We start from the raw sequence: 23,175 nt of genomic DNA, 5'->3' as shown, positions 1-23,175 counted from the left end.
GTCGTGTGTTGAGTGCACCTCCTGGCCTGGATGCAGCACGCCCACGAGGGGGACGTTGTTCTGATTTTCGTAGCCGAAAAGTGCGGTAGGCAAAGCACCCGGCGGTCTTTCGACATAGCTACTCGCCAAGTGGCTGCCCCACGTTTTCGATAGACCGGTGAGAGAATGGGTCCTGAGACGAGGCGGCCTCCAAGAATCGCACAATCTGTCGATGCACATTCACATACGAGGCTTGCGAGGCAATACGCTCGAGATAGGCCCATCTTTCAGCGATAAAGGACGCGTATGGCTTCACGGTCGCGTCGAAGTCCGTCGATTCAAGCATGCCATTCTCGTGCAAATAGGCCACTCGATCGAAATAATAAAGAAGCCAATCAAAACACCGACGCACATAGGCGACTTGCTCTCGCGTTAGAGCAGTCGACGTACCACAATGGAGAAAGGCATCAACCTCTGCGCTATCGACAGATCTCATGTCAACCAGTCCAGCTGGAGCGGTGTATACCTCCTTGAAGAAAATTGCGTCAGCCATATTTAAAGCTTCGATCGCGTATGCGTTCTTGTGAATATCAAAAAGAGCGTCACGCGACGCACAGATTTTTCTCCATTTGAGATCGGCGACCCTGACCTTCCAGGTCAGCAGAAGACTAGTCGCCGTAACGAGAACCCCAGCGGAGGTAATGATTCTCGCAATGAGGTCGACCAAATCCTTAGTTCCGGATTCCATTGGCGTCGAATTGGACGTGAGAACGCATCAAATCCCAGTGAGAAACCGCCGCAAATTTCGTCCGGTTAGCAGATTAGGTCAAGCTCTCCAAGAGAACTGACCACGATTTCGGTATCAAGCCATCCTTGGTGATAACCGATGTCTGATGTGCTCATCTATCTTGGCGGAGAGTCAAGTAAATCTCACACTATATGACGCACGCCTGCGTCTGTCATCCGTAGGCAAACGACCGACGATATGCGACGCATATGAGCACACGAGTGACAGATGCAGACACGACCAACTTCGATCAACGCAGCGGATTGCTGACCGCACTCCTCGACTCGTGGGACCGCAACAACACCATTCTCGTGAACCTGTTGCACGCTGTGCCGGATGGTGCGCTCGAATTGCGTCCGATCGCGACGAGTCCCTCCATCGGCGAGTTGTTCATGCACATTCACTACTGCCGACTGATCTTCGTCGAAGAAGATGCACCGGAATCAGCAACGGCAATGCCTGAAGGCGAGTGGCGGCAGGAATCCGACCGGGTGCGCATGGCACAGTGGCTCAACGAGAGCGCGGCCACCGTGCGTACCGCCGTGGTGCGGCGTCTGCAGGAGGGGCGCCAGATGGATCGGCACTACGACCATCCCATACTGCTGTTGCAGCACATGATCTGGCACGAGGGCTATCATCATGGACAGATCAAGCTGACGCTCAAGTTGGCCGGACAGGCCCTGGCAGACGAGGCCATTGGCGCCGGCACATGGGACGTTTGGATGGACAAGACCTGAGCACTATGGACAACGCACGCTGGGCCCGAATCAACGAGATCTTCGATCAGGTCGTCGCTGCGGATCGTGTACAGCGTCCGGCGTTGTTACGCGATCTCGCTGGCGGCGATCACGCGCTCGTGGCCGAGGTCGAAGAGCTGGTTGTAGCCGCCGATCGCACCAATGGCCTGCTCGACGAGTTACCGCTGGAGGTCCTCGGATCGGGCTGGTCGGCGCCGTTGCCGCCCGGGCGCACCTTGGTAGACCGCACCCTCGGCGCCTACCGTGTGACCCGAGAAATCGGACGCGGCGGGATGGGCGTGGTGTACGAAGGTGTCCGCGTGGACAACCAGTTCAACCAGCGCGTGGCCATCAAGAGCCTAGGCGTCGGTCTCGATCGTCCGGAGTTGCACTGGCGCTTCAAGCGCGAACGGCAGATCCTGGCCGGACTGTCGCATCCGAATATCGCAGCGTTGTACGACGGCGGTACCACCGAAGACGGCATTCCATATCTGGTGATGGAATTCGTGCCTGGCATGCCGATCGACGAATGGTGCGATACGCGACAACTCTTCATCGCGCAACGGCTCGATCTCTTCCGCCAGGTGTGCGACGCGATTCAGTTCGCGCATGGCAAATTGGTCGTGCATCGTGACCTCAAGCCAGGCAATGTGCTCGTGACGGCCGATGGTGTGGTCAAGGTGCTCGATTTCGGCATCGCCAAACTACTCACGCCCGATCCCGAATCCGGGCAGGCGTCCGATGTCACGCGCGAGGGGTTGGCGCCGCTCACCACGGGATACGCCAGCCCGGAGCAGGCGCGTGGTGAAGATGTCACCGTTGCGGCAGATGTCTATTCCCTCGGCGTGATTCTGTATCGCCTGCTGACCGGCGCGTCGCCGTACGATGTCACGGGCAAGTCCGCGGGCGAAGTGTTGTCCATTCTCAGTACGCGTCCCCCCCGGGCGCTGCGCGAAGTGATCACCGAAGGCAGCGCCCGCGAGCGTGGTCTGGACAACGCCCGACGATTGCAGGTGATGCTCTCTGGTGAGCTGGAGGCCATCGTGCTGATGACCCTGCGCAAGGAACCGGAGCGTCGATACGCGAGTGCAGAGGCGTTGTCGCAGGATCTGCTGCGCTATCTCAAGGGACAGCCGGTGCACGCCCAGCCGGATACACTGTCGTATCGTGTCAGGAAGTTCGTGCAACGCCAGCGCGCGATCGTGGCGGCGACAGCGGTGGCCATTCTCGCTCTCGTTGGCGCCACCGTGTTCTCGCTACAGTCGGCCAGTCGGGCTCGGGAGGAGGCACGCCGGGCCACGATCATGGCCGAATATCTGAGGGCGATTGTCGGCGCAGCCGATCCATCGCACTACAGCACGTTTCGCTCCGGGCGGAGTGATGTCATGCTGTCCGAGGTGCTCGACTCCACACTGGCGCGTGTAGAGCGCGATCTGGTGAACGAGCCACGGGTGCGGGCCGACATGTACTGGACACTCGGCAATGCATTCCGTGTGTTCAACAAACACGCCGTGGCGGCACAGTTGCTCGATTCCGCGCGCATCCTGCACAGCCAGACACTGGGCGATCAATCGCTCGACGTGGCTCGCGATATTCACTACGGGGCCCTGCTGTATCAGGAGACCGGACGGTCCGATTTGGCGATCGACGGGTTGCGGGATGCGCTGGCCCGCTATCGGCGGATGCCAGCTCCGCCCGATACGGAAGTCACCGATGTCCTGGTGTCACTGGGTCAGGTACTGGGCGTGGGCCTGCAGCAGCATCAAGAGGGGCTGGCGTTGCTGAGAGAAGCGGAAGGGCGTGAGCGGAGTCGTGTCGCACCACGATGGGCGTTGCTGGGCACGGCGCAGGCGGCTCAGGGTTCGACACTGCTTTCGGGAACCGATGTTGCGGCGACCGATTCGGCGTTCGCGCGTGCTGTGGAGAGTTACCGGCATGACTCGACGCGTACTCGTGGTGAGCTGGCCTTCACGCTCCTCAACTGGGGCACGGCCATCGGGCGCCGGGGTGACCATTGGCGTGCGGCTGCCCTGAAGCGCGAGGGGCTTCGCACCATGCAGCAGATCTATGGGCCGACCCACTCGCTGACCGCTGTCTTCCAACAGCGATTGGGTGAAGAGCTCGTGCAGTTGGACAGTCTGTCCGCTGCCCGTCAGGTGATGGATTCCGCCATCGCCATTCAGGAAACCCTCGCGCCACGCAACTATCTGGAGTTCGGCGTCGGTTTGCGTCTGCTGGGGGCCGTTGAACGGAAGGCGGGCAATCTTGCTGCGGCAGAGCGACATCTGACCCGAGCGCGCACGATGCTCGATAGTATGGGCAATGTGCGTACGGTACCGGAAATCGGGATTCACACGGAGTTCTCCCGTCTCTGGGAGGCGCACAACCGCACGGAACCGGCGCGTCAGGAGCTCGAACGGGCCTATGCAATGGCTCGTGAGCGCCTCGGACCAGGACATCTGCTGACACGGACGACTATTGGTCATCTGGCGGCCTTTGCGGCGCGACATGGCGATCCGGAACGAGCGGCCGCATTGCGGAAAGACTCGGCCGCGATGACAAGCAACTCCAAGTGACCGTGCCACGTGAACGCTGTCCGAGCGCCCACCTCGCTGGCAGATGAACACGAAACCCCGTATTCGCAGAAGCCGTATCGCTTCTTCATGCAGCCCACCCTGAATCTGCGGCCCCGGGAGCGCGCCGGTCTGGTCATCGCCATTGTGGCCCTGGCCGTCGCGCTCAATCCGCTCAATCGCCAGGTGCGTGTGTGGTTCCGCGACGAGGTCGTGAAGGGCGTGCCGTTCTGGCTCGATCATCTGCTGTTCATGGTTACGCTGATGGTCGTGGTGTGGGGGGCGATCGGATTTCTCGTGCTGGGTGCGCGTGCGCTGTCACTCGGACTGCCGGAGCGACGACGGGAAGCGTGGTTCGCCGGTGTGTTCTCCGGCCTTGGACTGACCGCGCTGGTGATTGGCGCGCTCGCGGCACTCGGTGCCCTCGTGTTTGCGCCGCATCCCGACTGGCCCGTGTTGCTCGCCAACTTCGTGAGCAACTTCTACGAAGAGTTCATCTTTCGCGGCGTCATACTCGGCCTGCTGCTCGCGGTGCTTGGCCGCGAGCGCGCGTGGTGGGCCACGATCATCTCTGCAGCACTTTTCTGTCAGGGGCACCTGCAGTATCCACCGCTGCTGCTGGCCACGGTGTTCGTGGCCGGTGTGGTGTGGGCCTGGCTCACCGTCCGTTACCGGAGTCTCTGGCCAGCCTGGATCAGCCACACGCTGGCCGACGTATTGGTGGACTCACTGTTCAAAACCTGAGGGACAAACAACAGCCTTGATGGCGACGTAAACCCTCCATGGGGAGGATGGGACCAAGGGGAGACACCTCATCCCCTCCTGATGAAATCCCTCCTCGCCGTCGCGCTCCTGTTCCTCGCAACGCCCCTTCAGGCACAATCCACGCTCGCCGTCGGTCGTCCGCAGCGCGCGCACATCGCCCGAGGCGATACGCTGAAGTACGGCGTCGATGCGGATTCTGCATTTGTCGTGCGTGTGATGGTCGACCAGCTATCGGCCAATGTCGGCGTGCGCATCCTTGGTCCCAAAGGCACGGCTATTCGCGGCGTCAATGCGGCGCCACGTGGCATGGAACGGCTGCAAGTGGAGACGCTCGAGAAGGGCGCCCATCAGGTGCACGTCATCGGTCTCGATTCGCTGGCCGGCGATATCGTGGTCACGCTGGTCGCGCGCGAGGCGCTCTCGGCTGACGCGAAAAAGTTCACCGATCAGTTGTTGGCGCCATGGGACCGTACCGATGGTCCGGGGGCTGTGGTCGCCGTCTGGCGTGGTGGTCGTACCCTGATGGCCAAAGGGTACGGGATGGCCAACCTCGCCTACGACATCCCGTTCACTGCGACCACACCAACCAATATCGGCTCGACCACGAAGCAGTTCACCGCCTTCGCGGTCATGCTGCTCGTGGAAGACGGGAAGCTCTCATTGGATGACGATGTGCGAAAGTACATCCCCGAACTGCCGGATTTTGGCAAGACGGTGACCGTTCGTCATCTGCTGACACACACCACGGGCTATCGCGAGATCTACAATGCACTCACGATTGCCGGCCGAAAGCTGGGCGAAGGCGACTACGTGAGCCGCGACGAGATGATCGCGCTGATCCAGCGCCAACCATCATTGCAGAATGCACCCGGTGCGGAGTTCAACTACAACAACACCTCGTTTGCCTTGGCGGCAATGATCGTCGAACGGATCGCCAAACAATCGTTTTCGGAGTTCATGACGCAGCGTGTGTTCGTGCCGCTGGGAATGACGCGCACCGTGATACGGACCGACCGGTCTTCCACCGTGCGAGGGGCAACGGTGGGGTACTCCCGTGCCCCCAATGGAGATTGGCGTGCACTTGGCGATCTGGCGTCGGCACTGGGCGCCGGTGGTGTCTACACCACGGTGGGCGACCTGCAGCGATGGGTGGAAAACCTTGCCAACCCTCGGGTGGGCCACAAGCAGAGTATCGCGCAGATGACGACGCCCTTCACACTGCCGAACGGCAAGTCCACGGGGTACGGACTCGGTCTGTATGTCGACTCGCAGGGGCCCGTGAAGCGCATCCAGCATGGTGGTGCTGATCTGTCGCATCGTTCGCAGCTCGTGTTTTATCCCGAGCTCGATGCCGGTGTCACGGTGCAGAGCAATGATGGCAGTTTCGACGCCAGCATTGCCTATCGCATCGCGAAGGCGTTTCTGCCAGAGCTCACGCCGCCTGTGACCGCGTCGGCGGCGTTTGACCCGAGATCATACGATGTCACACGATTCGACCAGTTCGTGGGTCGCTACGCGCTCGATGCGGCGCCGCAGATGGTGCTCACCTTCAGTCGTTCGGCGGATTCGCTCATCGTGCAACCCACGGGACAGCCACGCGTGCAACTGAGCCCCACGTCGGATTCAGCGTTTACGCTTCGTGGTTTGCCGGCATCGCTGACCTTTCATCGTGATGCGCAGGGGAAGGTGACGGGGCTGACCTGGCATCAGGGTAGCGATCAGAAGGCGTCGCCCGTGGTGGGAGAGCCCCAGAAGCCGTGGATGCCCACGGCCGCGGAGTTGACGACCTTCACAGGGCGATACTTCAGCGAGGAGCTCGAGACCTTCCACGATATCACGGAAAAGGGCGGACGACTCGTGCTTGCGCAGCGGCGACTCACGCCGGCGCCGCTCACCCCCCGTGCCCGCGAGACCTTCGGTGGCACGGGAGACTTTGCCGACGTCACGCTGGCGTTCGAGCGCGATCGAAACGGTCAGATCATCGCGTTTTACGCCAGCAATGGTCGTTCGCGAGACATCAGGTTCGCGCGGGTACGGTAACGTTTAGCTGGCAGGCATCGGGAATTGCTCCTGCATCCAGGCCTGCCATACCGGCGTCATGCGCGCGACGTTGTCGGCTGCACTACTGCCGTACATGAAGAAGGTGATGGTCGCCATGACGGTGTCACCAAATTCGATCGTGCCCAACGCGGCCACTCCGGGTCCCGGTGTGTCGAGTCGCAGCAGGGCGCCGAATGGACTATCGCTGAGGTACTCCACCACACCACCGAACTCCGGTGTGCCTGACGGCGCGACAAACTGTTGTCCGACGCGCACCTGGCTGATGCCGGCGGCGTTGGTCAATGTGGCCCACGCGTCCGCCTGTGTTCCTGCCACTGGTGCCATGAGCTGCAGGGTGGCCGAGGGCTGTCCGCGGAAGTGCGTCAGGTACAGCCGCAGGATACGGCCGATGCCCGGCCAGCCTTCTTCGGCGCCGGTGAGCTGTCCATCCCAGTCGTCGGTATCCGCAAACAGACTTTGCACCACACGTACCACGCACACACCACCGGCGCGTGTTTCCACACTGAATTCGGTGGCGATTGGCGGTGAACCCGGCACCCAGCCATCCGACGAACGGTTGAACTGACGTGGGGGATCCCATCCGGTGACCGTAGAGTGCACCACCATGCCGGGGCCAAATTCGAGGGTGCAGGTGACCGGCTTTCCGTTTTGCTCTTCGATCTGCGCTGGCACGAACCACGCCGAGATACCGGGACCCGTCGCGATGGCCTGCCAGACTTCTTCCGGCGTGCCGGGCACTTCGATTTCGACTTCGATGGAACGGCGACCGTTGGCGTCCAATTTCACGCTCATGCTGGCTCCTTGGGCTCGGATGACTGCGGGAGGGGATGGGCCACGATCACCAGGCGGTGCGCTCGGCCACCGGGGGCGGAATCATCGTGGTACTTCGACACGAGACGCGTGATCGCGTCAGTCAACTCGTTGCTGAACGCCGCGCGGTCGGACGGTGAGCGGAATCGCACTTCGGTGTCCACCGACAACGTGGCCAGGCGTTTGTCGTTGGCTTTCGCTCGACGCACCAGACCACCCACTTCGCGGACTATCCGCGCCCCAAGGGCGATGAGGTAGTTCGCCGACATGCGATCCGTCTCGCGGTCCGGATCGACGGCGATCGCACCCATCGCACTGGGTGACACCACATAGGACGACGCGGTCGCGACCAGTAGTCGCTCCGTGAGCCCGCCCCATTTGCGCTCCTCGGCCAAGCGCGCGAGTCCGTGAGTCTCCAGCGCGTTCAGATGGTAGTTCACCTTCTGCCGCGTCAGGCCCACCCGTGTCGCCAGTGTCGCGGCCGAAGCGGGCGTGGCGAGCTCGGACAGCAGCCGGCTGCGCATCGGCTCGAGGGCCACGGTGGCGATCGCGGGATCCTCAATGACGTGGATGTCGGACATAGGCAGATGGTAGTATTGACAAAAGATCTTGGCAAGGAGCCACCTGCCCATGGTATGCGGTCTGGCCGGGTATGGTCGGGGCGCCATAATTTCTGCCCCTGCGACAGATACCCACCCTCCGTCCTCCCCCACCCGATGAGAGTCCCGCCACAGGTTGCCACCGTACTGACCGTTGCGGCCGCGACACTCTTGGTCGTGCGGTCGGCGCACGGCCAGGTCAATGCCGCTCTGCATACGGCCGCCAAGCCCCAGGTCGTCCGTCCCGAAGACGGTGAGCGGCGCATCCTGCCCGATGGGCGGGCGATCCGGCTGAAGGTGGGCCCGTCGACCACGGGAGCGGGCTATCTCTTCCTCGGCGCGGAGGAACTCCCACCCGGGACTCGCGTGCCGCGACATCGTCATGAACTCGACGAAGAAGTGCTCATTGTCCAGCAGGGCGAGGTGACCTTCCTGTTGGACGACTCGGTGCACGTCGCGCCGGCGGGCAGTGTGGTGTATTTGCCTCCCCGGCATTGGATCACCGTCGAAAATCGCAGCCGGACGCCGGCGCGGATCATGTTCGTGTTCCCGCGCGGAGCGGTGGAGCGGTGCTTTCAGTTCATTGGCCGTTCGGTCAGCGACAGCGCGGCAGGCCGCATGCCGGTCCAAACGCCTACCGGTGCAGCGGAAGAACGGCATAGCTGTCAGATGACCTACGGCAATCCGTAACGTGCCGTGTAGGAGCGGAGGGGACGCGGGGCTTAGATTTTCACACTGATCTGCACGCCGCTTTGCACCCAGCAGCACGATCCCGTGACTGCCGCAGTGCCCCGGTCCTGTCCCCACTTCGCGTGACCCTGCTTTCTGTTTCCAACGTCGGCATCTCCTTCGGATCGACCGAACTGTTCAAGAACATCACGTTCACGGTGGGCGAAGGCGAGCGCTGGGGTATCATCGGGCGCAACGGCGCGGGCAAGACGTCGATTTTCAAAGTCATCACCGGCGAGATGCAGCCGAATGCGGGCAGTGTGGCTCGCAAGCCGGGGTTGCGTCACGCGCTGCTCGATCAGCACCGTGCGTTCGAAGGCGCTACGACGGTTTGGGAAGCGGGTGCCGCCGCGTGGCGTGAAGTGGTCGCGCTCGAGCAGCGCCTAGCGCAGCAAGCCATCGAACTGGGCGAAATGGGCGAGCATGTCACCGAGGAATTCCTCGAGCGCTTCGGACACGACCAGGAACGATTCGCGGACATGGGCGGCTACATCTACCATGCCCGCGTCGATGCGGTGTTGCAGGGCCTGGGTTTTGATGCGGAGGAGTCGAAGACACGCCTCATCTCGTCACTCTCCGGTGGTGAGCGCGGACGTGTGGGCCTGGCGGCGCAGCTCATCGCACCCGCCGACCTGCTATTGCTCGACGAACCCACCAATCACCTCGATCTCGACACCACGACCTGGCTGCAGGATTGGCTCAGGGAGGCGGACGAGACGGTGATTGTGGTATCACACGATCGCGCATTTCTCGATGCCGTCTGCACGCACATTCTGCATGTGGAGGCCAAATCGAGTGAGTGGTACAAGGGCAACTACAGTCAGTTCGTGCCCCAGCGCGCTGAACGGCGGCTCACGCGTGAGCGGGAGCTGGAGAAACAACGGGCGTACGTGAAGAAAGAAGAGGAGTACATCATGCGGAACATTGCCGGTGTGAACTCCTTTCAGGCGAAGGGCAAGCGGAAGCGTCTCGAACGGCTGCCCCGTCTCGCGCCACCGCCGGGTGATCCGGCCGCGATGTCACTGTCGTTCGAGCCGTCTGAACGTGGTGGCGATCAGGTGATCGCGATCGATGCGCTGCGTGTGGAAGTGCCCGGTCGTGTGTTGGTGGACGATTTCACGGCCGTACTGCGCCGCAATGACTTCGTGGCGCTCGTGGGACCCAACGGTGCCGGCAAGTCGTCGTTCATCTCCACTATCATGGGCGATCTGGAACCGGCGAGTGGCACCGCGCGCGTCGGTGGATCGATCACGGCGGCCTACTTCCGTCAGGATCTTGGCGACCTGCCACTGCGCAAGTCGCTGTACGACACCATTCAGGACAAGCGCCCGCTGTGGAATCGCGGGCAGATCCAGAACTGTCTCGGCGCCTTCGGCTTCAGTGGCGATTCGGTGCTGCGTGAAGTGGCCTCTCTGAGCGGTGGTGAGCGCGCCCGCATGGCACTGGCGCTCATGACGCTGGCACACGCCAACCTGCTGGTGCTCGACGAGCCCACCAACCACCTCGACGTCGAAAACATCGAAGTGCTGGAAGACGCGCTGGAGGACTACGATGGCACCGTACTCCTGGTGAGTCACGATCGTGCCTTCCTGCGCGAGGTGGCCACGCGCGTATGGTGGTTCGATGGAACACGCCTGGTGGACTTCGATGCCCCATTCACCGAGTGGGAGGAAGAGCAGGCCCGTCGGGCAGCACGCAAATAGCGCGAGCGCCATCCGGCTTGCACACGAGGCCCGCCTTTCGCGAGAAAGACGGGCCTCGGTGTCATTGTTCCCACCGGATCTACGTTGCCGCAATCGCGCACGCGACCGCGTACGTCACCTCGGGATTCGTGACATCGCTGTGATCCTTGATGAGCCCACCGCTGCCATCGAGGTTGTTCACGACCTTCAGCGTGAAGGCGTACTTGTCACCCACTTTGGCGAGCGTGCGGTTGGTGGCTTCTGCGTAACGCTGCGTGCCGTTGCGGCCAATGCCACCAAACTGATCGTCCTTGTCACCGATCGCCTTGACGTTGTCGTCGGCCAGCCGTGATGCGATGGAGTATGCCTTGCCCACCACCGTATCCTGATACGAATACGTGGAGATCAACGGCCCGCGTACCACCCCTTTGTCGATCACATCGCGGAAGAATCCGCGGGTGCCGTGTCCATTGTCCTTGCTGAATCCGTAGTGCGAAAACGCCGCCTCGAGCAATGAGAGGGAGTCGGCCTGGACCATCGGGGCGGCACTCAACGCCTTCGCGCAGGCGGCCATGCCGCGGCCGCCAAGACTATGGCCAATCAGATGCACCCGCACACCCGGAATGGTCTTGAGCGCACGCACGGCATCGGCCACGCCCGCACCACCCACCGTGCCCGAGCGGTTCTTCATCGTATACCACGTCGTCATGTTGAGCAGTTGCCCCACACGCCCGGCGGCCGACTTGATGTATCCGCCAATGAACAGCGGGCGACCCTCCTCGCCATCGTTGCCGCTGCGGGTGCCGATCGCGGCGGTGCCACCTTCGCCGTCCTGCGCCGTGGGCAGGATGACAGGGCGGCCGAGCTTGGCCAGCAGCTCCGATCCACTCTGCGCCTTCAGCAACTCCAGCCCTTCGGTGGGATCCTCGTCGGCCTCTTCGACCACCGACAGCAGCAACTTGACGAACGCATCCTGCTTGTCCGTATCGTCTTCGATGTCGTCAAACATGGCGATCGCCTTGGTGAGCGCCTTCTTCTGCGTCGCACTCAAGGTGCCGTCATCGATCGCCGCGAGCTGCTGACGCACGTCGTCGCGCGCATCATCACCGTCGAAGCTCTGCGTGCCTCCCTCATCCTTGTCCGGCTTTTCATAGAACGTCTTCGAAGGCCAGAACACACCGGCCGCGACAAACCGACGGTCCTTCATGGCCGCCGCGATATTCGCGTGGGTCAGGTGCGTGCGAAAATTGTCGAGGAACCGTTCGTACAGGCTGGAGGCCTCCTTTTCATCATTGCGGAAGCCATGTGCCAACAGCAGTACATCCGTGGCCTTCGTGGATTTGACCAGCGCCAGCAATTCGTTCAATGCCTTTGCCGATGTCGGCTTCCCTTCACCATCGTAGGGCAGGGCAACATAGTCGAAGCCTGACAGGGTACTCATATGCGACTCCGTTCGCTGAATGATCAGACTGCCTGAAGGACTTTCATGAGATCGAGCAGGCCGTGCCCCTGAAATGACGGTTCACGACCAAGGTCCACCGCGCCTTTGAGAAACAGTTCTTTGACACGTTCCGGTTGCCCGATGAATTCGGTGCGCACCGACAGGAAACCGGCAATGGCGCCTGACACGTGAGGCGCCGCCATGCTGGTTCCGGTCTGCTCGCAGTAGAGCACTTTGCCGTTTTCGGGAGCGCGATCGGCGTTCGGTTGCAGCGGCTGCGGTGGTCCCTCCACGGCATGCGCGAGTGTTCCCGGCTTCTTGGGTTTTGCCGCTTCCACCTTGGGCGATGGGTGAATCTCCGGATCTACGCCGTACCGTTCCTGCTCGATCCCGGCGGCACACGATCGGATGCGTTCACCGGGCGCGAGGAGGTCGGGCTTGCGCCGTCCATCGCCGGTGGGGCCGCGTGAGGAGAAGTACGACACACCGTACAGGTGCGGCATGTCTCGGTGCGTGGAGCCCACGGTGATGGCCAGCTCCGCGTTGCCTGGATCGGTGATGCTCAGATTGTTGTAGCTGTTCAACTCTGTGCCGCTGCCCGAGATGTACGACGAGTAGCCGCTGTTGCCGGCCGATACCACCACACACACGCCCGACTTCACGAGTCGATTCACTTCAGCACACAGCGGACTCTGGCCGCACGCAAACCAGCGTGGATCGAAGTCGTATCCGATACTCATGTTCACGCCGTGGATCAACAGACGTCGCCCGTTCTGGTTCCACTTCTGGATATCGTCGATGGCCCGGAGTACCCAGCTCACCTTGCCCTGTCCCCGCGTCTGTTTGAAGTCGTCGGTGCGGGTGACATCGGCGATGACCTTGAGGCTCACCACCTTGCTGAGCGGGGCCACGCCGCTGATGGACGTGAGTGTTTCGCGGGAGATCAGCGGCTTGCTGGTGCTGCCGGCACCGCTGTTCTCATCCCGCATTTCGGTGCCCACCACACGAAGACCACCCTTCTCCTCGGTGGTCCAGTACCCACTGATGATGCCGGCGACGTGCGTGCCATGTCCGAGACGATCGACCAGGGCACTGGCATGGCCGGTCCGCTGGGTCGCGTTGTCCCTGAGCGTCGCATCGCCCGGCGTTGGGTTCTGCGCATCGCCATCGGGTGTGTAGTCGCGGTGCTCGATCGGTGTCCGTACACCCAGTGAATCGATGCGCCCGTGCAGCGTCTGTTTCTCGGCGAAGTGGGCGTGCCGTCCGTCGACGCCCGAATCGAGCACGGCCCACACGATGCCTTCGCCGAGCGCGTGAAAGGCGCGCTGGGCGGCATCGGCCTTCACGGTGGTCAGCGACCGCGTGAGCGTGACGGCGATGTCACTGTCTTCCCAGATGCGATAGACCACCGTCTCGGCACGACGGTTCTCCGCCACCAGATCCTGCGTCTCCCGGGCCAGCTTCTGAATCTGCGCGGCCGTGAGTCGGGCAAAGACATAGCTGGAGACGGAGGAGTATTTGACGCCCCAGTCCACCGCGCGCCGTTGTACTTGCTCCAGGGCGCTTTCCAGACCTCCCTGATACAACTCGTTCAGGGAGATGATCACATCGAACTTGGCCCGCGGCTGCTCCTGGATCCGTGAAAGCAACGGTTCCGTGATGATGGAGCGCAGCATGTTTCGGCGCAGTTCCTCATGCTCCTTCTCCTTGGCGGAGCGGGCAGGCTGTGATGCCGCGTCCTTCCCGGCCGACTTGGAAGGCGCCTTCTTGCGTCGCTCGGCCATGATTCCTCTGTGGTGATAGCGGTGCAGCAGACGGCTGAGAATATTGCGTGCCTGCGAGCATCCGACCAGCAGGTTCGTCGTCAGGTGCGAGCTGAGCCTTGCGGCTTGCTGGCGTTGTTCACCGTTGCGTCACAGGATAGAAGCATGCGCACTGCGTTTTTCACCGGAGCTGGCGCGTCCTATGCGCTGGGGTATCCGCTCACCAACCAGCTATTGCCGTTGGTGCGGACTCAACTGCTGGATCATTCGCTGTTTCAGGGGCTGTGCGATGGCCGCAAGGAGGCCGCCGACCGCACCGCGTTGCAGGCCTTTCTGCGCACACTGTACCCGGGATTTGACGACTCGACGGATCAGAGCCTGCCTCTCATCACCGAGGCCTTCTCGCTGGTGGAGTATGCCCTGGCCAATGGTGAGTCGTTGTCGGTCGGCGGGCAGGGGGCGCTGCAACGATTCCGGGATCTGCTCAAGCAGGCGATCACCTATCTCATCCTCGACGACCACCGTAGTCGGCGTGGTGTCGCAGCGGATGTCGTCCAGCGACAGCGTCAGTTGGCCGATGGCATCTCCACCTGGTTTGCGCAGCGGAGCGACGCGGCGGCGCTGATCACCACCAACTACGACATCAGCATCGAGTCGACGCTGTACCGTCGCCTGGGGGAGTCGGAGGTCACGAAGCGTATCGATCTGGGCTTCGATTGGCGGCACGTGGGGGACGGCCGGGAGCGTAGTCGCCCCTCACAGGATCCGCGGCTGCGGGTGTACAAGCTGCACGGATCGGTGAACCAGTTGCGGTGCAGTAGCTGCGGGTACGTCTACTTCAATCCGCTGGGCAGCATTTCGTCATTGGCCTTTCGTGAAGAGCTGATCGATCCGAACACCTGCCACTGTCGACAGGATGTGCGTCTCGAGCTGCACATCGTGGCTCCATCGCATGTGCGAGAGGTCCGCGACGCCAATCTGCTGAGTGTATGGCGCACGACGCTGGAGTGGATGCGAACAGCGGATCGGTGGGTCATTGCGGGCTACTCGTTGCCTTCAGAGGATCTGGCCATCCGCTCTCTGCTCATGCGTGCCTACGCCACCGCTGAACGGAAGCCAGAGGTGACGGTGGTGCAGCGTGGTACGGAATCCAAGGCGCGATATGAACTCATCTTCCCCAAGTGTGACTTCCGCGACGATGGATTGGAGGCATTCCTGGCGCGCGAGCGCTGACGTTGGATACCGGATGTACTTTCTGCATTCCCATCTCTGAAGACCCGTCGCAACGGAGCCGCGATATGCCAACACCAGCCAAGAACACGATTTGTCTGTGGTACAATGGTGATGCGGAGGGTGCCGCACGGTTCTATGCGGAAACCTTCCCGGATTCGTCGGTCGGCAAGGTGCATCGGGCGCCGGGCGACTTTCCATCGGGGAAGCAGGGCGATGCTCTGACGGTGGAGTTCACCGTGATGGGCATCCCATGTATCGGGCTCAACGGCGGCCCCGGCTTTCCGCACACCTTCGCATTCTCGTTTCAGGTCGCCACGACCGACCAGGCGGAAACGGATCGGTATTGGGATGCAATTGTCGGCAACGGTGGCGAAGAGAGTCAGTGCGGGTGGTGTCGGGATCGGTGGGGGCTATGGTGGCAGATCACACCGGTCGCGTTGACGGCGGGCGTCGCGGATCCTGATCCGGTGGTCGCGAAGCGCGTGTTCGATGCGATGATGCAGATGAAGAAGATCGATGTGGCTGTCATCGAGGCGGCGCGGCGCGGGTGAGTCGGCGCTGTTCATGACGGGCCCCGCGCGGCAACCTGGACGGCCGCTTTCTTCAGTCGGTTGCTGTGATGAAGGCTGTCCAGGCATCCTCGGCCGTGCTACGTTCTCCGCCCATTCGTCCGGAGAGTCCGATGCGCCGCGCCACGCTTGCCGCAGTGTCCCTGCTGGCTGGTCTTGCTGCTTGTACGCCCAAAGTCGAATCCGACGCTGAGCTGGTCGCGCGCGCCGGAGCGCCCCTGTTCAAAGGCATGGAGGCTTTCCATCGGACCATCGATACCAAGGATCCGGGGGCACAGCGCTATTTCGATCAGGGCATGATGCTCGCCTTCGGCTTCAACCACGCCGAAGCGATCCGGTCGTTCCGTGCCGCGCAGAAACTCGATCCGGCGTGCGCGATGTGTTTCTGGGGTGAAGCCCTGGCCACCGGTCCGAATATCAATGTGACCTCCAAGGGCAAGGCCATCATGTCGCCCGAAGAGCAGCGGGCGGCATGGGCGGCGCTCACCAAAGCTCAGGCGCTGGCCAAATCGAAACCGGAAAAGGAGCAGGCACTGATCACCGCGCTTGCTGCGCGCTACGCCGCAGAGCCGGTGGAAGACCGTGAGGCACTGGACTTCGCCTATGCGGGCGCGATGGGAGAGCTCGTCGAGAGATATCCCAGCGATGACGACATGGCTGCGCTGTATGGCGAAGCCTGGATGAACACCATGCCGTGGAACTACTGGTCCGATGCGACCACACCACGGCCGGAGATTGTGCCGGTGATCGCGGCGCTGGAGAACACGTTGATGCGCAGCCCGAAACATCCGCTGGCGCTGCATCTCTACATCCACGCCATGGAAGCGTCGGCTACGCCGGAGAAAGCGGAAAAGGCAGCGGATCTGCTGCTGCCACTCGTGCCGGGATCGGGGCATCTCGTGCACATGCCGGCGCACATCTACTGGCGCGTCGGTCGATACAATGATGCGGCCCAGTCGAATGTGCAGGCCGCCAAGATCGACGAGGACTACATCAAGCAGTGCAATGCGCAGGGTTTTTATCCGGCGATGTACTACCCGCACAACATCCACTTCCTCTGGTCCGCGGCGTCGATGCAGGGGCAGAGCAAGGTCGCTATCGAAGCGGGGCGCAAGCTGGCCGACAATGTCAGCCTCGCGCAGATCGATCAGTTCCCGACCGTGGAGTTTTTCAAGACTATTCCATTGCTGTCGCTGATTCAGTTCGCGCACTGGGATGAGATCCTCGCCGAACCGCAACCACGCAGTGATCTCGGCTATTCCAACGCCATCTGGCACTATGCACGCGGTGTGGCGCTGGCGAACACCGGCGATGTGGCTGGTGCACGAAAGGAGCTGGCCGCGCTCACGCCACTGAAAGCCAATCCGAAAGTGATGGTGCTCGACGGCAACGACTATCCGGCCAGCAAGTTGCTGCAGATCGCCGAAGACCTGTTGCAGGGCGAGATCGCATTGGCGAGCAACAACACCGGCGCCGCCATCACGGAGTTCACGGCCGCTGTGGCTGGTCAGGATGCTCTGCCGTACACCGAGCCGCCGTTCTGGTACTATCCCACGCGACAGTCGCTGGGGGCCGCCCTGCTCAAGGCCGGGCGAGCCAGTGAGGCGCAACTGGTGTACGAGAAGGATCTGCAGCAGTATCCGCACAACGGCTGGTCCACACTCGGTCTCGCTCTGGCGCTCGAGGCACAGGGTAAAACTGCCGATGCTGCGACGCAGCGTGGGCATTTCAAGACCGCTTGGCAGTTTGCCGATGTGGAGCTGAAAGGCTCACGCCTCGGTGGAGCTTTCTAAGAGGAGGGATATGCGCACATCCCGATTTCGGGTATGGCATCGTGGGCTCTGGTACGGAGCCGTGTGGTGCCTGTTGCAACCGGTCATGGGCACCGCGCAGTCCACTGACTCCCTCGCGCCCGGCGCGAGGATGCGTGTCACGGAAGTCAGTGCCTATCAACCTGTAGTTCACGTTGGGCGTCTGGTGGCCGCCAGTCGCGATTCGATTTGGCTCGCGCAGGGTACACGAGGCAACGTCGCGGTGTTTGCGACACCGAATCTGTCCCGCGTGGAGATCAGTACGGGGCGGCGCAGGCACCCCGGAAAGGGCCTCGCATTCGGAGCGGTGGCAGGGGCCGGATTGTTCGGCGTCGTGGGAGGCTTGGGAATGGAAGAGTGTTGCTCGTCCGAGGACAACTGGAATACACACACCGCCCTAGTTGGAGGCCTGATCGGCGCCGGAGTCGGCCTTATTGTCGGCGTCATCGTCGGCAGCCTCATCGTCAGCGACCAGTGGCAACCTGTGCCGGATACCCGCTGGCGTCTTGGCACGAGACCAGGTGCCAGCCGAGGACTCGGAATGTCCTGGTCGTTCTAGTCGAAGCAGGAGACCGGCGCGAACTCATGGTGGAGCCTTCGAAAGGAGAGATATGCGCACGTTCCGATTTCGAGCATGGCATCGTTGGCTGTGGTGTGCGGCTGTGTGGTGTCTCCTACGGCCCGCTCTGAGCACCGCGCAATCTGCTGACTCCCTCGCGCCCGGCGCGAAACTTCGACTCACGGAAGTCAGTGCGTATCAGCCGATACGGCATGTGGGCCGCCTGGTGGCTATCAGTCGCGATTCGATCTGGCTCGCTCGCGGTTCACGAGATGGATCACCCGATCCCGTCTCGGCATTCTTCATACCGAGTGTGTCACGCGTAGAGATCAGCAGGGGCCAGTATCGCCGAGCGGGTGAAGGGTTGGGCTTCGGCGTGGGGATTGGGGCTAGCTTGGGCGCTGTCGTAGGGGGATCGGCAGGGGACGGCACCTCGGCGATAACGTTCGGCATCCTGGGTGCTGGCGTGGGGCTCGTGCTCGGCACGATCGTTGGCAGCTTCCTCACGACCGAGGAATGGAAGACCGTGCCGTCTTCACGTTGGCACCCCGGCGCTTCTCCCTGAGGGCGACATGAACTCGTCGAGGCATGGGATTTGGTATCGATCGCTGTGGTGCGCAGCCGCGTGGTTTCTGTTACGACCGGCCATAGGCACCGCGCAGTCCGCTGACTCGCTCGCGGCTGGTGTGAAGATTCAGGTCACCGAAGTCAGCGCCTATCAACCGGTGCGGCACGTTGGGCGCGCTTGCGGGCTTCTCCGGTGGCGTTATCGACCCCAATGGCAGGGGGAGTGCCCGCGATGCGTGGCACTTGGGCGGACTCGGCGCTGGTGTGGGGCTCATTGTCGGCATGATCTTCGGCAGCCTCATGATCAGCGATCGGTGGGAACCGGTGCCGGATTCGCGTTGGCGGCTTGGTGCATCATCGAGCTCTGGCCGCGGCCTCGCACTGTCGTGGACCTTCTAGACGAGACGTGAACGCGAAGTGAGTTCCATGATGGGCAGGAAGAACAAAGGCCCGCAGATCAGCAAGATCTGCGGGCCGTGTCTCATCATGTACAACCGCGCCGGTCGCCAGCGTCAGGAGCCAGCGTGTGACATCAGATCCAGAGGAACGAGCCGTCCGGGTTCCTGATGCGATAGCGGCCCTGTGAGTTCGGGTCATGCTTGAAATCGCCGGCATTCAAGCCGTGGTTACGCCCACCGACTTGGGACAACTGCAGCGTGGAGCAGGCCAGCCAGTGGATGGTGCAGGTGTCGCCGCGATTCATGGTCTTCGACAGCAGGTCGAAAAACTCCTGGAGCTTGCCATTCTGCCCTTCCGGCACACCAATGACCATCGATTTGTCGCCCCAGTACGCCTTATTGAGCTTGCTTTCGCTCTTCGTCGTCCAGGCAGCTTCCTGACCCGAGATCTGCATGTTGGGGCACTGTGAGTATTCACCGATGACCCGATCGACGGTCGTGTAGGAGCCGTCGAGAATCTTGTATTCCATGCCCGTGATCAGGTTCTTGGCGAAGTGCGTGTAGAACGCCACCGACACACCACGGGGAACTTGTACGTATCCAAACGCCGGCTTCCAACCACCATGCCCACTGAGAAACATGTTTGCCACTGTATACGGCTCCCAAATCTGATGAATGAAAACTGACCGTTGATGCGGCGCAGTACTGCGAAGAATCACATCGTCAAAAACATGACGGCATGCTCGCGCACTGCATTTCTCCTGTCAAGGAAGACGGGTCGTGACGACGTGTCCGGTGTGTATCGATACCACGGGTCGTGTTGCCATGATGCGTTCACGGGCTTCGCGCAAAGTGTCGCGGTGATTGTCCGACATGACGACTGAACGCCACGCTGAATGTGCTGGTCGAGCCGTATCCCACACGTTCTGCCACTTCGGACACCGACAGCACGTTGTCGCGCAGGAGACCCTTGGCGATCTCCATGCGCCACGCCATCACGTACTCCATCGGCGTCGCTCCCACCATGCGCGTGAAACGTTCGAAGAACGCGGAGCGGGAGAGCGCCGCGATGCGGGCCAGTTGCTCGATGGTCCAGGGGTGCTGCACGTGGGCGTGCACGGCCTTCAGCGCACGCGACAGGCGTTCATCGCCCAGGCCCCGCAACAATCCTGGAGGAGCACTACCGGTGGCGGTCGAACGCATCGCCTGCACCAGCAATAGCTCCACCAATCGGGAGAGCATGAACTCACTGCCTGGCTGCTGCTCGGTGGACTCTTCACTCACCATCTGCACCAGTTGTGACAAGCGCGGGGAGTCCTGGATGTGCACGACGGTAGGCAACAACGAAACGAGTAGCCCGGTATCGGTACTGTCGAACAGAAACGAGCCGCCCAGGGAACGCATGTCCGGGGCACCGTCCTGCTGGCCATACCGCAGTTCGCCGCGAAAGCTGGCCACCTGATTGGGGTCAAAATGCACCGGCGGCGCGGGCGCGAAGCTCGAGATCGTGAACGCCGGTGTCGTGGGCAGCAGAATGAAGTCTCCTGCGCGGATGGTGATAGGCGCGTGCCCGTCGACCGTCAGCAGGCAACTGCCGTCCAGCACGATGCAGAAGCTGGGCAACCCAAATTCGCCATAACGCACCGCCCAGTTTCCCTTGCCGCTGATGATGTTGGCAAAGGCGGCCCGTGGGTGCAGCAGTCGAACGACTTCGGACAGTGGGTCGTTCATGGCAGGACTCTGACTAAAAAAGAACGGACTTTATGTGGCTATAAGTCCGAAAATGCTGACCTATCGTTCTCTCCGAGTCAACCCTCACACCTCGGAGTCAAACATGAAGACCGTCCTGATCACTGGCTGTTCCTCCGGCTATGGCCTGGAGACCGCTCGTCACTTCCTCGCGCAGGGCTGGAAGGTGGTTGCCACCATGCGCACGCCGCGGCAGGAGCTGTTTCCGGCATCCCCGAACCTGCAGGTGTTGCCGCTCGATGTCACCAAGCCGGAGAGCATCGCCGCGGCGCTGGCTGCGGCCGGTCCGGTCGATGTGCTGGTGAACAACGCCGGTGTGGGTTTGTTCGGCGCGTTCGAGGTCACGCCCATGTCCACGGTGCGCGACATCTTCGAAACCAACACGTTTGGTGTCATGGCCATGTGTCAGGCCATCCTCCCCGCGTTTCGCGCGCGCGGCACGGGGACCATCGTGAATGTCACGTCCAGCACCACACTGGCACCGTTTCCGCTGGTGGCAGCGTATACCGCCAGCAAGACGGCCATCGAAGGATTCACTGCGTCATTGGAACTCGAACTCCGCGACCTGGGCGTGCGCGTCAAGCTGGTGGAGCCGGGGTACGGTCCGTCAACGAGTTTCACGGCCAACGGCCAGCAGCGCATGCAGGGATTGATTCCCGCCGCTTACGAGCCCTTCGCGCATCGTGTGTTTGCGGGATACGGGACGATCACGGCCACAACCCGTGAAATCGATGTGGCGGAAACGGTGCTGCAGGCGGCGAACGATGTCTCGGATCGGCTGCACTTCGCGGCCGGTGCAGACGCCGTGGCACTCGTGCAGGTGGCGTCATGAATACGCACACACACACGCACACGCCGTCTCCGCTCAACGCGGAATCGCGTCTGTTCATCGATGGTGCGTTGGTCGACGCCGAAGAGGGGCGTACCTACGATGTCATCAACCCCGCGACCGAAGCGGTGGCGGGCATGGTTGCCGCCGCATCCTTGGTCGATGCCGACCGCGCCCTGGCTGCCGCACGTCGTTGCTTCGATACATCGGATTGGTCGACCAATGTCCCTCGTCGCCTCCGCGCACTCACGCAGTTCCGTGACGGTCTGCTGGCGGTGGCCGACGAATGGCGTCGACAGATCGTCGCCGAAAGTGGATGCCCCATCACTTTCACGCACGGCCCGATGCTCGATAGTTCGGTGGCCGATATCAACTACTCGCTGTCGTTGCTCGAGAGTTATGCGTTCGAGCGGGAGATCGAAGACCTCGGCTCACCCATGGGTGGCCCAGCGCGACGCCTGGTGTGCCAGGAAGCCGCCGGCGTGGTGGTGGCCATCACCCCATGGAACGCCCCTGTGCAAACCAACCTGCAGAAGATCATTCCGGCGTTGGCGGCAGGATGCACCGTGGTGCTCAAGGCAGCGCATGACACGCCATGGTCGGCCACCATGCTGGGTCGCGTGGCATCGCAGTGCCCTGATCTGCCACCGGGGGCATTCAATGTGCTCACGTCCACTGCCAGCGGGGCCCTGGGCGCCATGCTCACGGCGGACCCGCGTGTGGATGTCATCTCCTTCACCGGATCGACGGCGACGGGACGTCGTGTCATGGAGAGTGCGTCGCACACCATCAAGCGCACGTTGCTGGAGTTGGGCGGCAAGTCGGCAATGGTGGTGCTCGACGATGCGGACTTTCCGCAGGCGTTGGCCGGAGCGGCCTATGTGTGCGCCAATGCAGGCCAGGGCTGTGTCCTGAACACGCGCTTGCTGGTGCCACGATCGCGCTACGACGAGGCCATTGCCATTCTCGAGTCCATCTATCGACAGGTGCCATACGGCGATCCGAACGACGCGAACAACATCATGGGCCCGATGATCAATGCCGCGCAGCGCGAGCGGGTGTTGGCCTATATCGAAAAGGGCAAGGCCGAAGGGGCGCGTGTGGTGGTGGGTGGTGGTACACCAGCGCATTTGACCACGGGGTACTACGTCGAGCCCACGCTCTTCGCCGATGTCGACAACTCGATGACGATTGCACAGGAGGAGATCTTCGGCCCGGTGCTCGTGGTGATTCCGTTCGACGACGATGATGACGCGATCCGGATCGCCAACGACTCCATCTACGGACTCTCGGGCTCCGTGATATCCGCGTCGCCGGAACGGGCCCTGCGCGTGGCGCGTAGCGTACGCACCGGTACGATGAATGTGAACGGGGCATTTTTCTTCTCTCCCAACGCACCATTCGGTGGCTACAAGCAGTCCGGTATCGGTCGGGAAATGGGTATCGAGGGGTTCGAGGAATACCTGCAGACGAAGACGATTGCGGTGCCGGCAGACTTTCCGCTGGCGCGCAATGCCAACCGGAGCGCCTGATC

General features: G+C 62.1%; 19 protein-coding genes. 12 read left to right on the top strand and 7 right to left on the bottom strand.

The genetic code is table 11. The features are described from left to right. Window positions 1–118: 118 nt before the first annotated feature. Window positions 119–727 carry a hypothetical protein gene (locus GAU_RS17355; protein ID WP_041265656.1) on the bottom strand — a complete coding sequence of 203 codons (609 nt, stop codon included), beginning with the start codon at window positions 725–727 and terminating at the stop codon, window positions 119–121. Window positions 728–975: 248 nt separating this feature from the next. Between GAU_RS17355 and GAU_RS17350 the strand changes: the two genes are divergently transcribed. The 4 genes from GAU_RS17350 to GAU_RS17335 all read left to right on the top strand — a co-directional run bounded on the left by GAU_RS17350 (window position 976) and on the right by GAU_RS17335 (window position 6,881). Next, the gene (locus GAU_RS17350) at window positions 976–1,503 is read left to right on the top strand and encodes a DinB family protein (protein WP_156799108.1); all 528 of its coding nucleotides are present in this window, start codon (window positions 976–978) and stop codon (window positions 1,501–1,503) included. Window positions 1,504–1,508: 5 nt separating this feature from the next. After that, entirely contained in the window at window positions 1,509–4,079 is a 2,571-nt protein-coding gene (locus GAU_RS17345) for a serine/threonine-protein kinase (protein WP_015895210.1), read from the top strand. 9 nt (window positions 4,080–4,088) lie between these two features. Further along, complete coding sequence (locus GAU_RS17340; RefSeq protein WP_015895209.1) at window positions 4,089–4,820, top strand: CPBP family intramembrane glutamic endopeptidase; 732 nt, start codon at window positions 4,089–4,091, stop codon at window positions 4,818–4,820. 81 nt (window positions 4,821–4,901) lie between these two features. Next, window positions 4,902–6,881 carry a serine hydrolase domain-containing protein gene (locus tag GAU_RS17335; RefSeq protein ID WP_015895208.1) on the top strand — a complete coding sequence of 660 codons (1,980 nt, stop codon included), beginning with the start codon at window positions 4,902–4,904 and terminating at the stop codon, window positions 6,879–6,881. A gap of 3 nt (window positions 6,882–6,884) precedes the next feature. Here the strand turns inward: GAU_RS17335 and GAU_RS17330 are convergent, their stop codons facing one another. Further along, a complete protein-coding gene (locus GAU_RS17330; protein WP_015895207.1) occupies window positions 6,885–7,694 on the bottom strand; it encodes an SRPBCC family protein in 810 nt (269 codons plus the stop codon). After that, entirely contained in the window at window positions 7,691–8,293 is a 603-nt protein-coding gene (locus tag GAU_RS17325; protein ID WP_015895206.1) for a winged helix-turn-helix domain-containing protein, read from the bottom strand. Before GAU_RS17325 ends, GAU_RS17330 begins: the two co-directional genes overlap by 4 nt. 135 nt (window positions 8,294–8,428) lie before the next feature. On the opposite strand from GAU_RS17325, the gene GAU_RS21345 reads away from it, so the two are divergent. Next, complete coding sequence (locus tag GAU_RS21345; RefSeq protein WP_015895205.1) at window positions 8,429–9,001, top strand: cupin domain-containing protein; 573 nt, start codon at window positions 8,429–8,431, stop codon at window positions 8,999–9,001. A gap of 122 nt (window positions 9,002–9,123) precedes the next feature. Beyond that, window positions 9,124–10,743, top strand: a complete 1,620-nt coding sequence (locus GAU_RS17315; protein WP_015895204.1) for an ABC-F family ATP-binding cassette domain-containing protein — start codon at window positions 9,124–9,126, stop codon at window positions 10,741–10,743. A gap of 79 nt (window positions 10,744–10,822) precedes the next feature. On the opposite strand, the gene GAU_RS17310 is transcribed toward GAU_RS17315, so the two are convergent. Together GAU_RS17310 and GAU_RS17305 are read right to left on the bottom strand one after the other, a co-directional pair. After that, window positions 10,823–12,163, bottom strand: a complete 1,341-nt coding sequence (locus tag GAU_RS17310) for a hypothetical protein (RefSeq protein WP_015895203.1) — start codon at window positions 12,161–12,163, stop codon at window positions 10,823–10,825. Between the two features lie 23 nt (window positions 12,164–12,186). Then, window positions 12,187–13,947: a S8 family peptidase gene (locus GAU_RS17305; RefSeq protein WP_015895202.1), complete on the bottom strand. Its 1,761-nt coding sequence runs from the start codon at window positions 13,945–13,947 to the stop codon at window positions 12,187–12,189. A 144-nt stretch (window positions 13,948–14,091) separates the two neighbouring features. Here GAU_RS17305 and GAU_RS17300 point away from each other — a divergent pair, with 144 nt between their 5' ends. The 4 genes from GAU_RS17300 to GAU_RS17275 all read left to right on the top strand — a co-directional run bounded on the left by GAU_RS17300 (window position 14,092) and on the right by GAU_RS17275 (window position 19,064). After that, window positions 14,092–15,159, top strand: coding sequence for a hypothetical protein (locus GAU_RS17300; RefSeq protein ID WP_015895201.1), 1,068 nt, complete (start codon window positions 14,092–14,094; stop codon window positions 15,157–15,159). 65 nt (window positions 15,160–15,224) lie between these two features. Continuing rightward, window positions 15,225–15,710, top strand: coding sequence for a VOC family protein (locus tag GAU_RS17295; RefSeq protein ID WP_015895200.1), 486 nt, complete (start codon window positions 15,225–15,227; stop codon window positions 15,708–15,710). Between the two features lie 131 nt (window positions 15,711–15,841). Then, the gene (locus tag GAU_RS17290; protein WP_156799107.1) at window positions 15,842–17,521 is read left to right on the top strand and encodes a tetratricopeptide repeat protein; all 1,680 of its coding nucleotides are present in this window, start codon (window positions 15,842–15,844) and stop codon (window positions 17,519–17,521) included. A gap of 1,312 nt (window positions 17,522–18,833) precedes the next feature. Continuing rightward, complete coding sequence (locus tag GAU_RS17275) at window positions 18,834–19,064, top strand: hypothetical protein (RefSeq protein ID WP_041265653.1); 231 nt, start codon at window positions 18,834–18,836, stop codon at window positions 19,062–19,064. 133 nt (window positions 19,065–19,197) lie between these two features. Here the strand turns inward: GAU_RS17275 and GAU_RS17270 are convergent, their stop codons facing one another. Further along, window positions 19,198–19,704, bottom strand: a complete 507-nt coding sequence (locus tag GAU_RS17270; RefSeq protein ID WP_015895196.1) for a putative adhesin — start codon at window positions 19,702–19,704, stop codon at window positions 19,198–19,200. Between the two features lie 193 nt (window positions 19,705–19,897). Further along, a complete protein-coding gene (locus GAU_RS17265; protein WP_015895195.1) occupies window positions 19,898–20,794 on the bottom strand; it encodes an AraC family transcriptional regulator in 897 nt (298 codons plus the stop codon). Between the two features lie 103 nt (window positions 20,795–20,897). Here GAU_RS17265 and GAU_RS17260 point away from each other — a divergent pair, with 103 nt between their 5' ends. Together GAU_RS17260 and GAU_RS17255 are read left to right on the top strand one after the other, a co-directional pair. Further along, window positions 20,898–21,644 carry an SDR family oxidoreductase gene (locus GAU_RS17260; RefSeq protein ID WP_015895194.1) on the top strand — a complete coding sequence of 249 codons (747 nt, stop codon included), beginning with the start codon at window positions 20,898–20,900 and terminating at the stop codon, window positions 21,642–21,644. Then, entirely contained in the window at window positions 21,641–23,173 is a 1,533-nt protein-coding gene (locus GAU_RS17255; protein ID WP_015895193.1) for an aldehyde dehydrogenase family protein, read from the top strand. Before GAU_RS17260 ends, GAU_RS17255 begins: the two co-directional genes overlap by 4 nt. Window positions 23,174–23,175 lie beyond the last annotated feature (2 nt).

Origin of the sequence: Gemmatimonas aurantiaca T-27, from assembly GCF_000010305.1 — a bacterium.
Taxonomy (GTDB): Bacteria; Gemmatimonadota; Gemmatimonadetes; order Gemmatimonadales; family Gemmatimonadaceae; genus Gemmatimonas; species Gemmatimonas aurantiaca.
The sequence above is the reverse complement of the archived record's forward strand: the minus strand, read 5'-3'. Positions and strand labels throughout refer to the sequence as shown.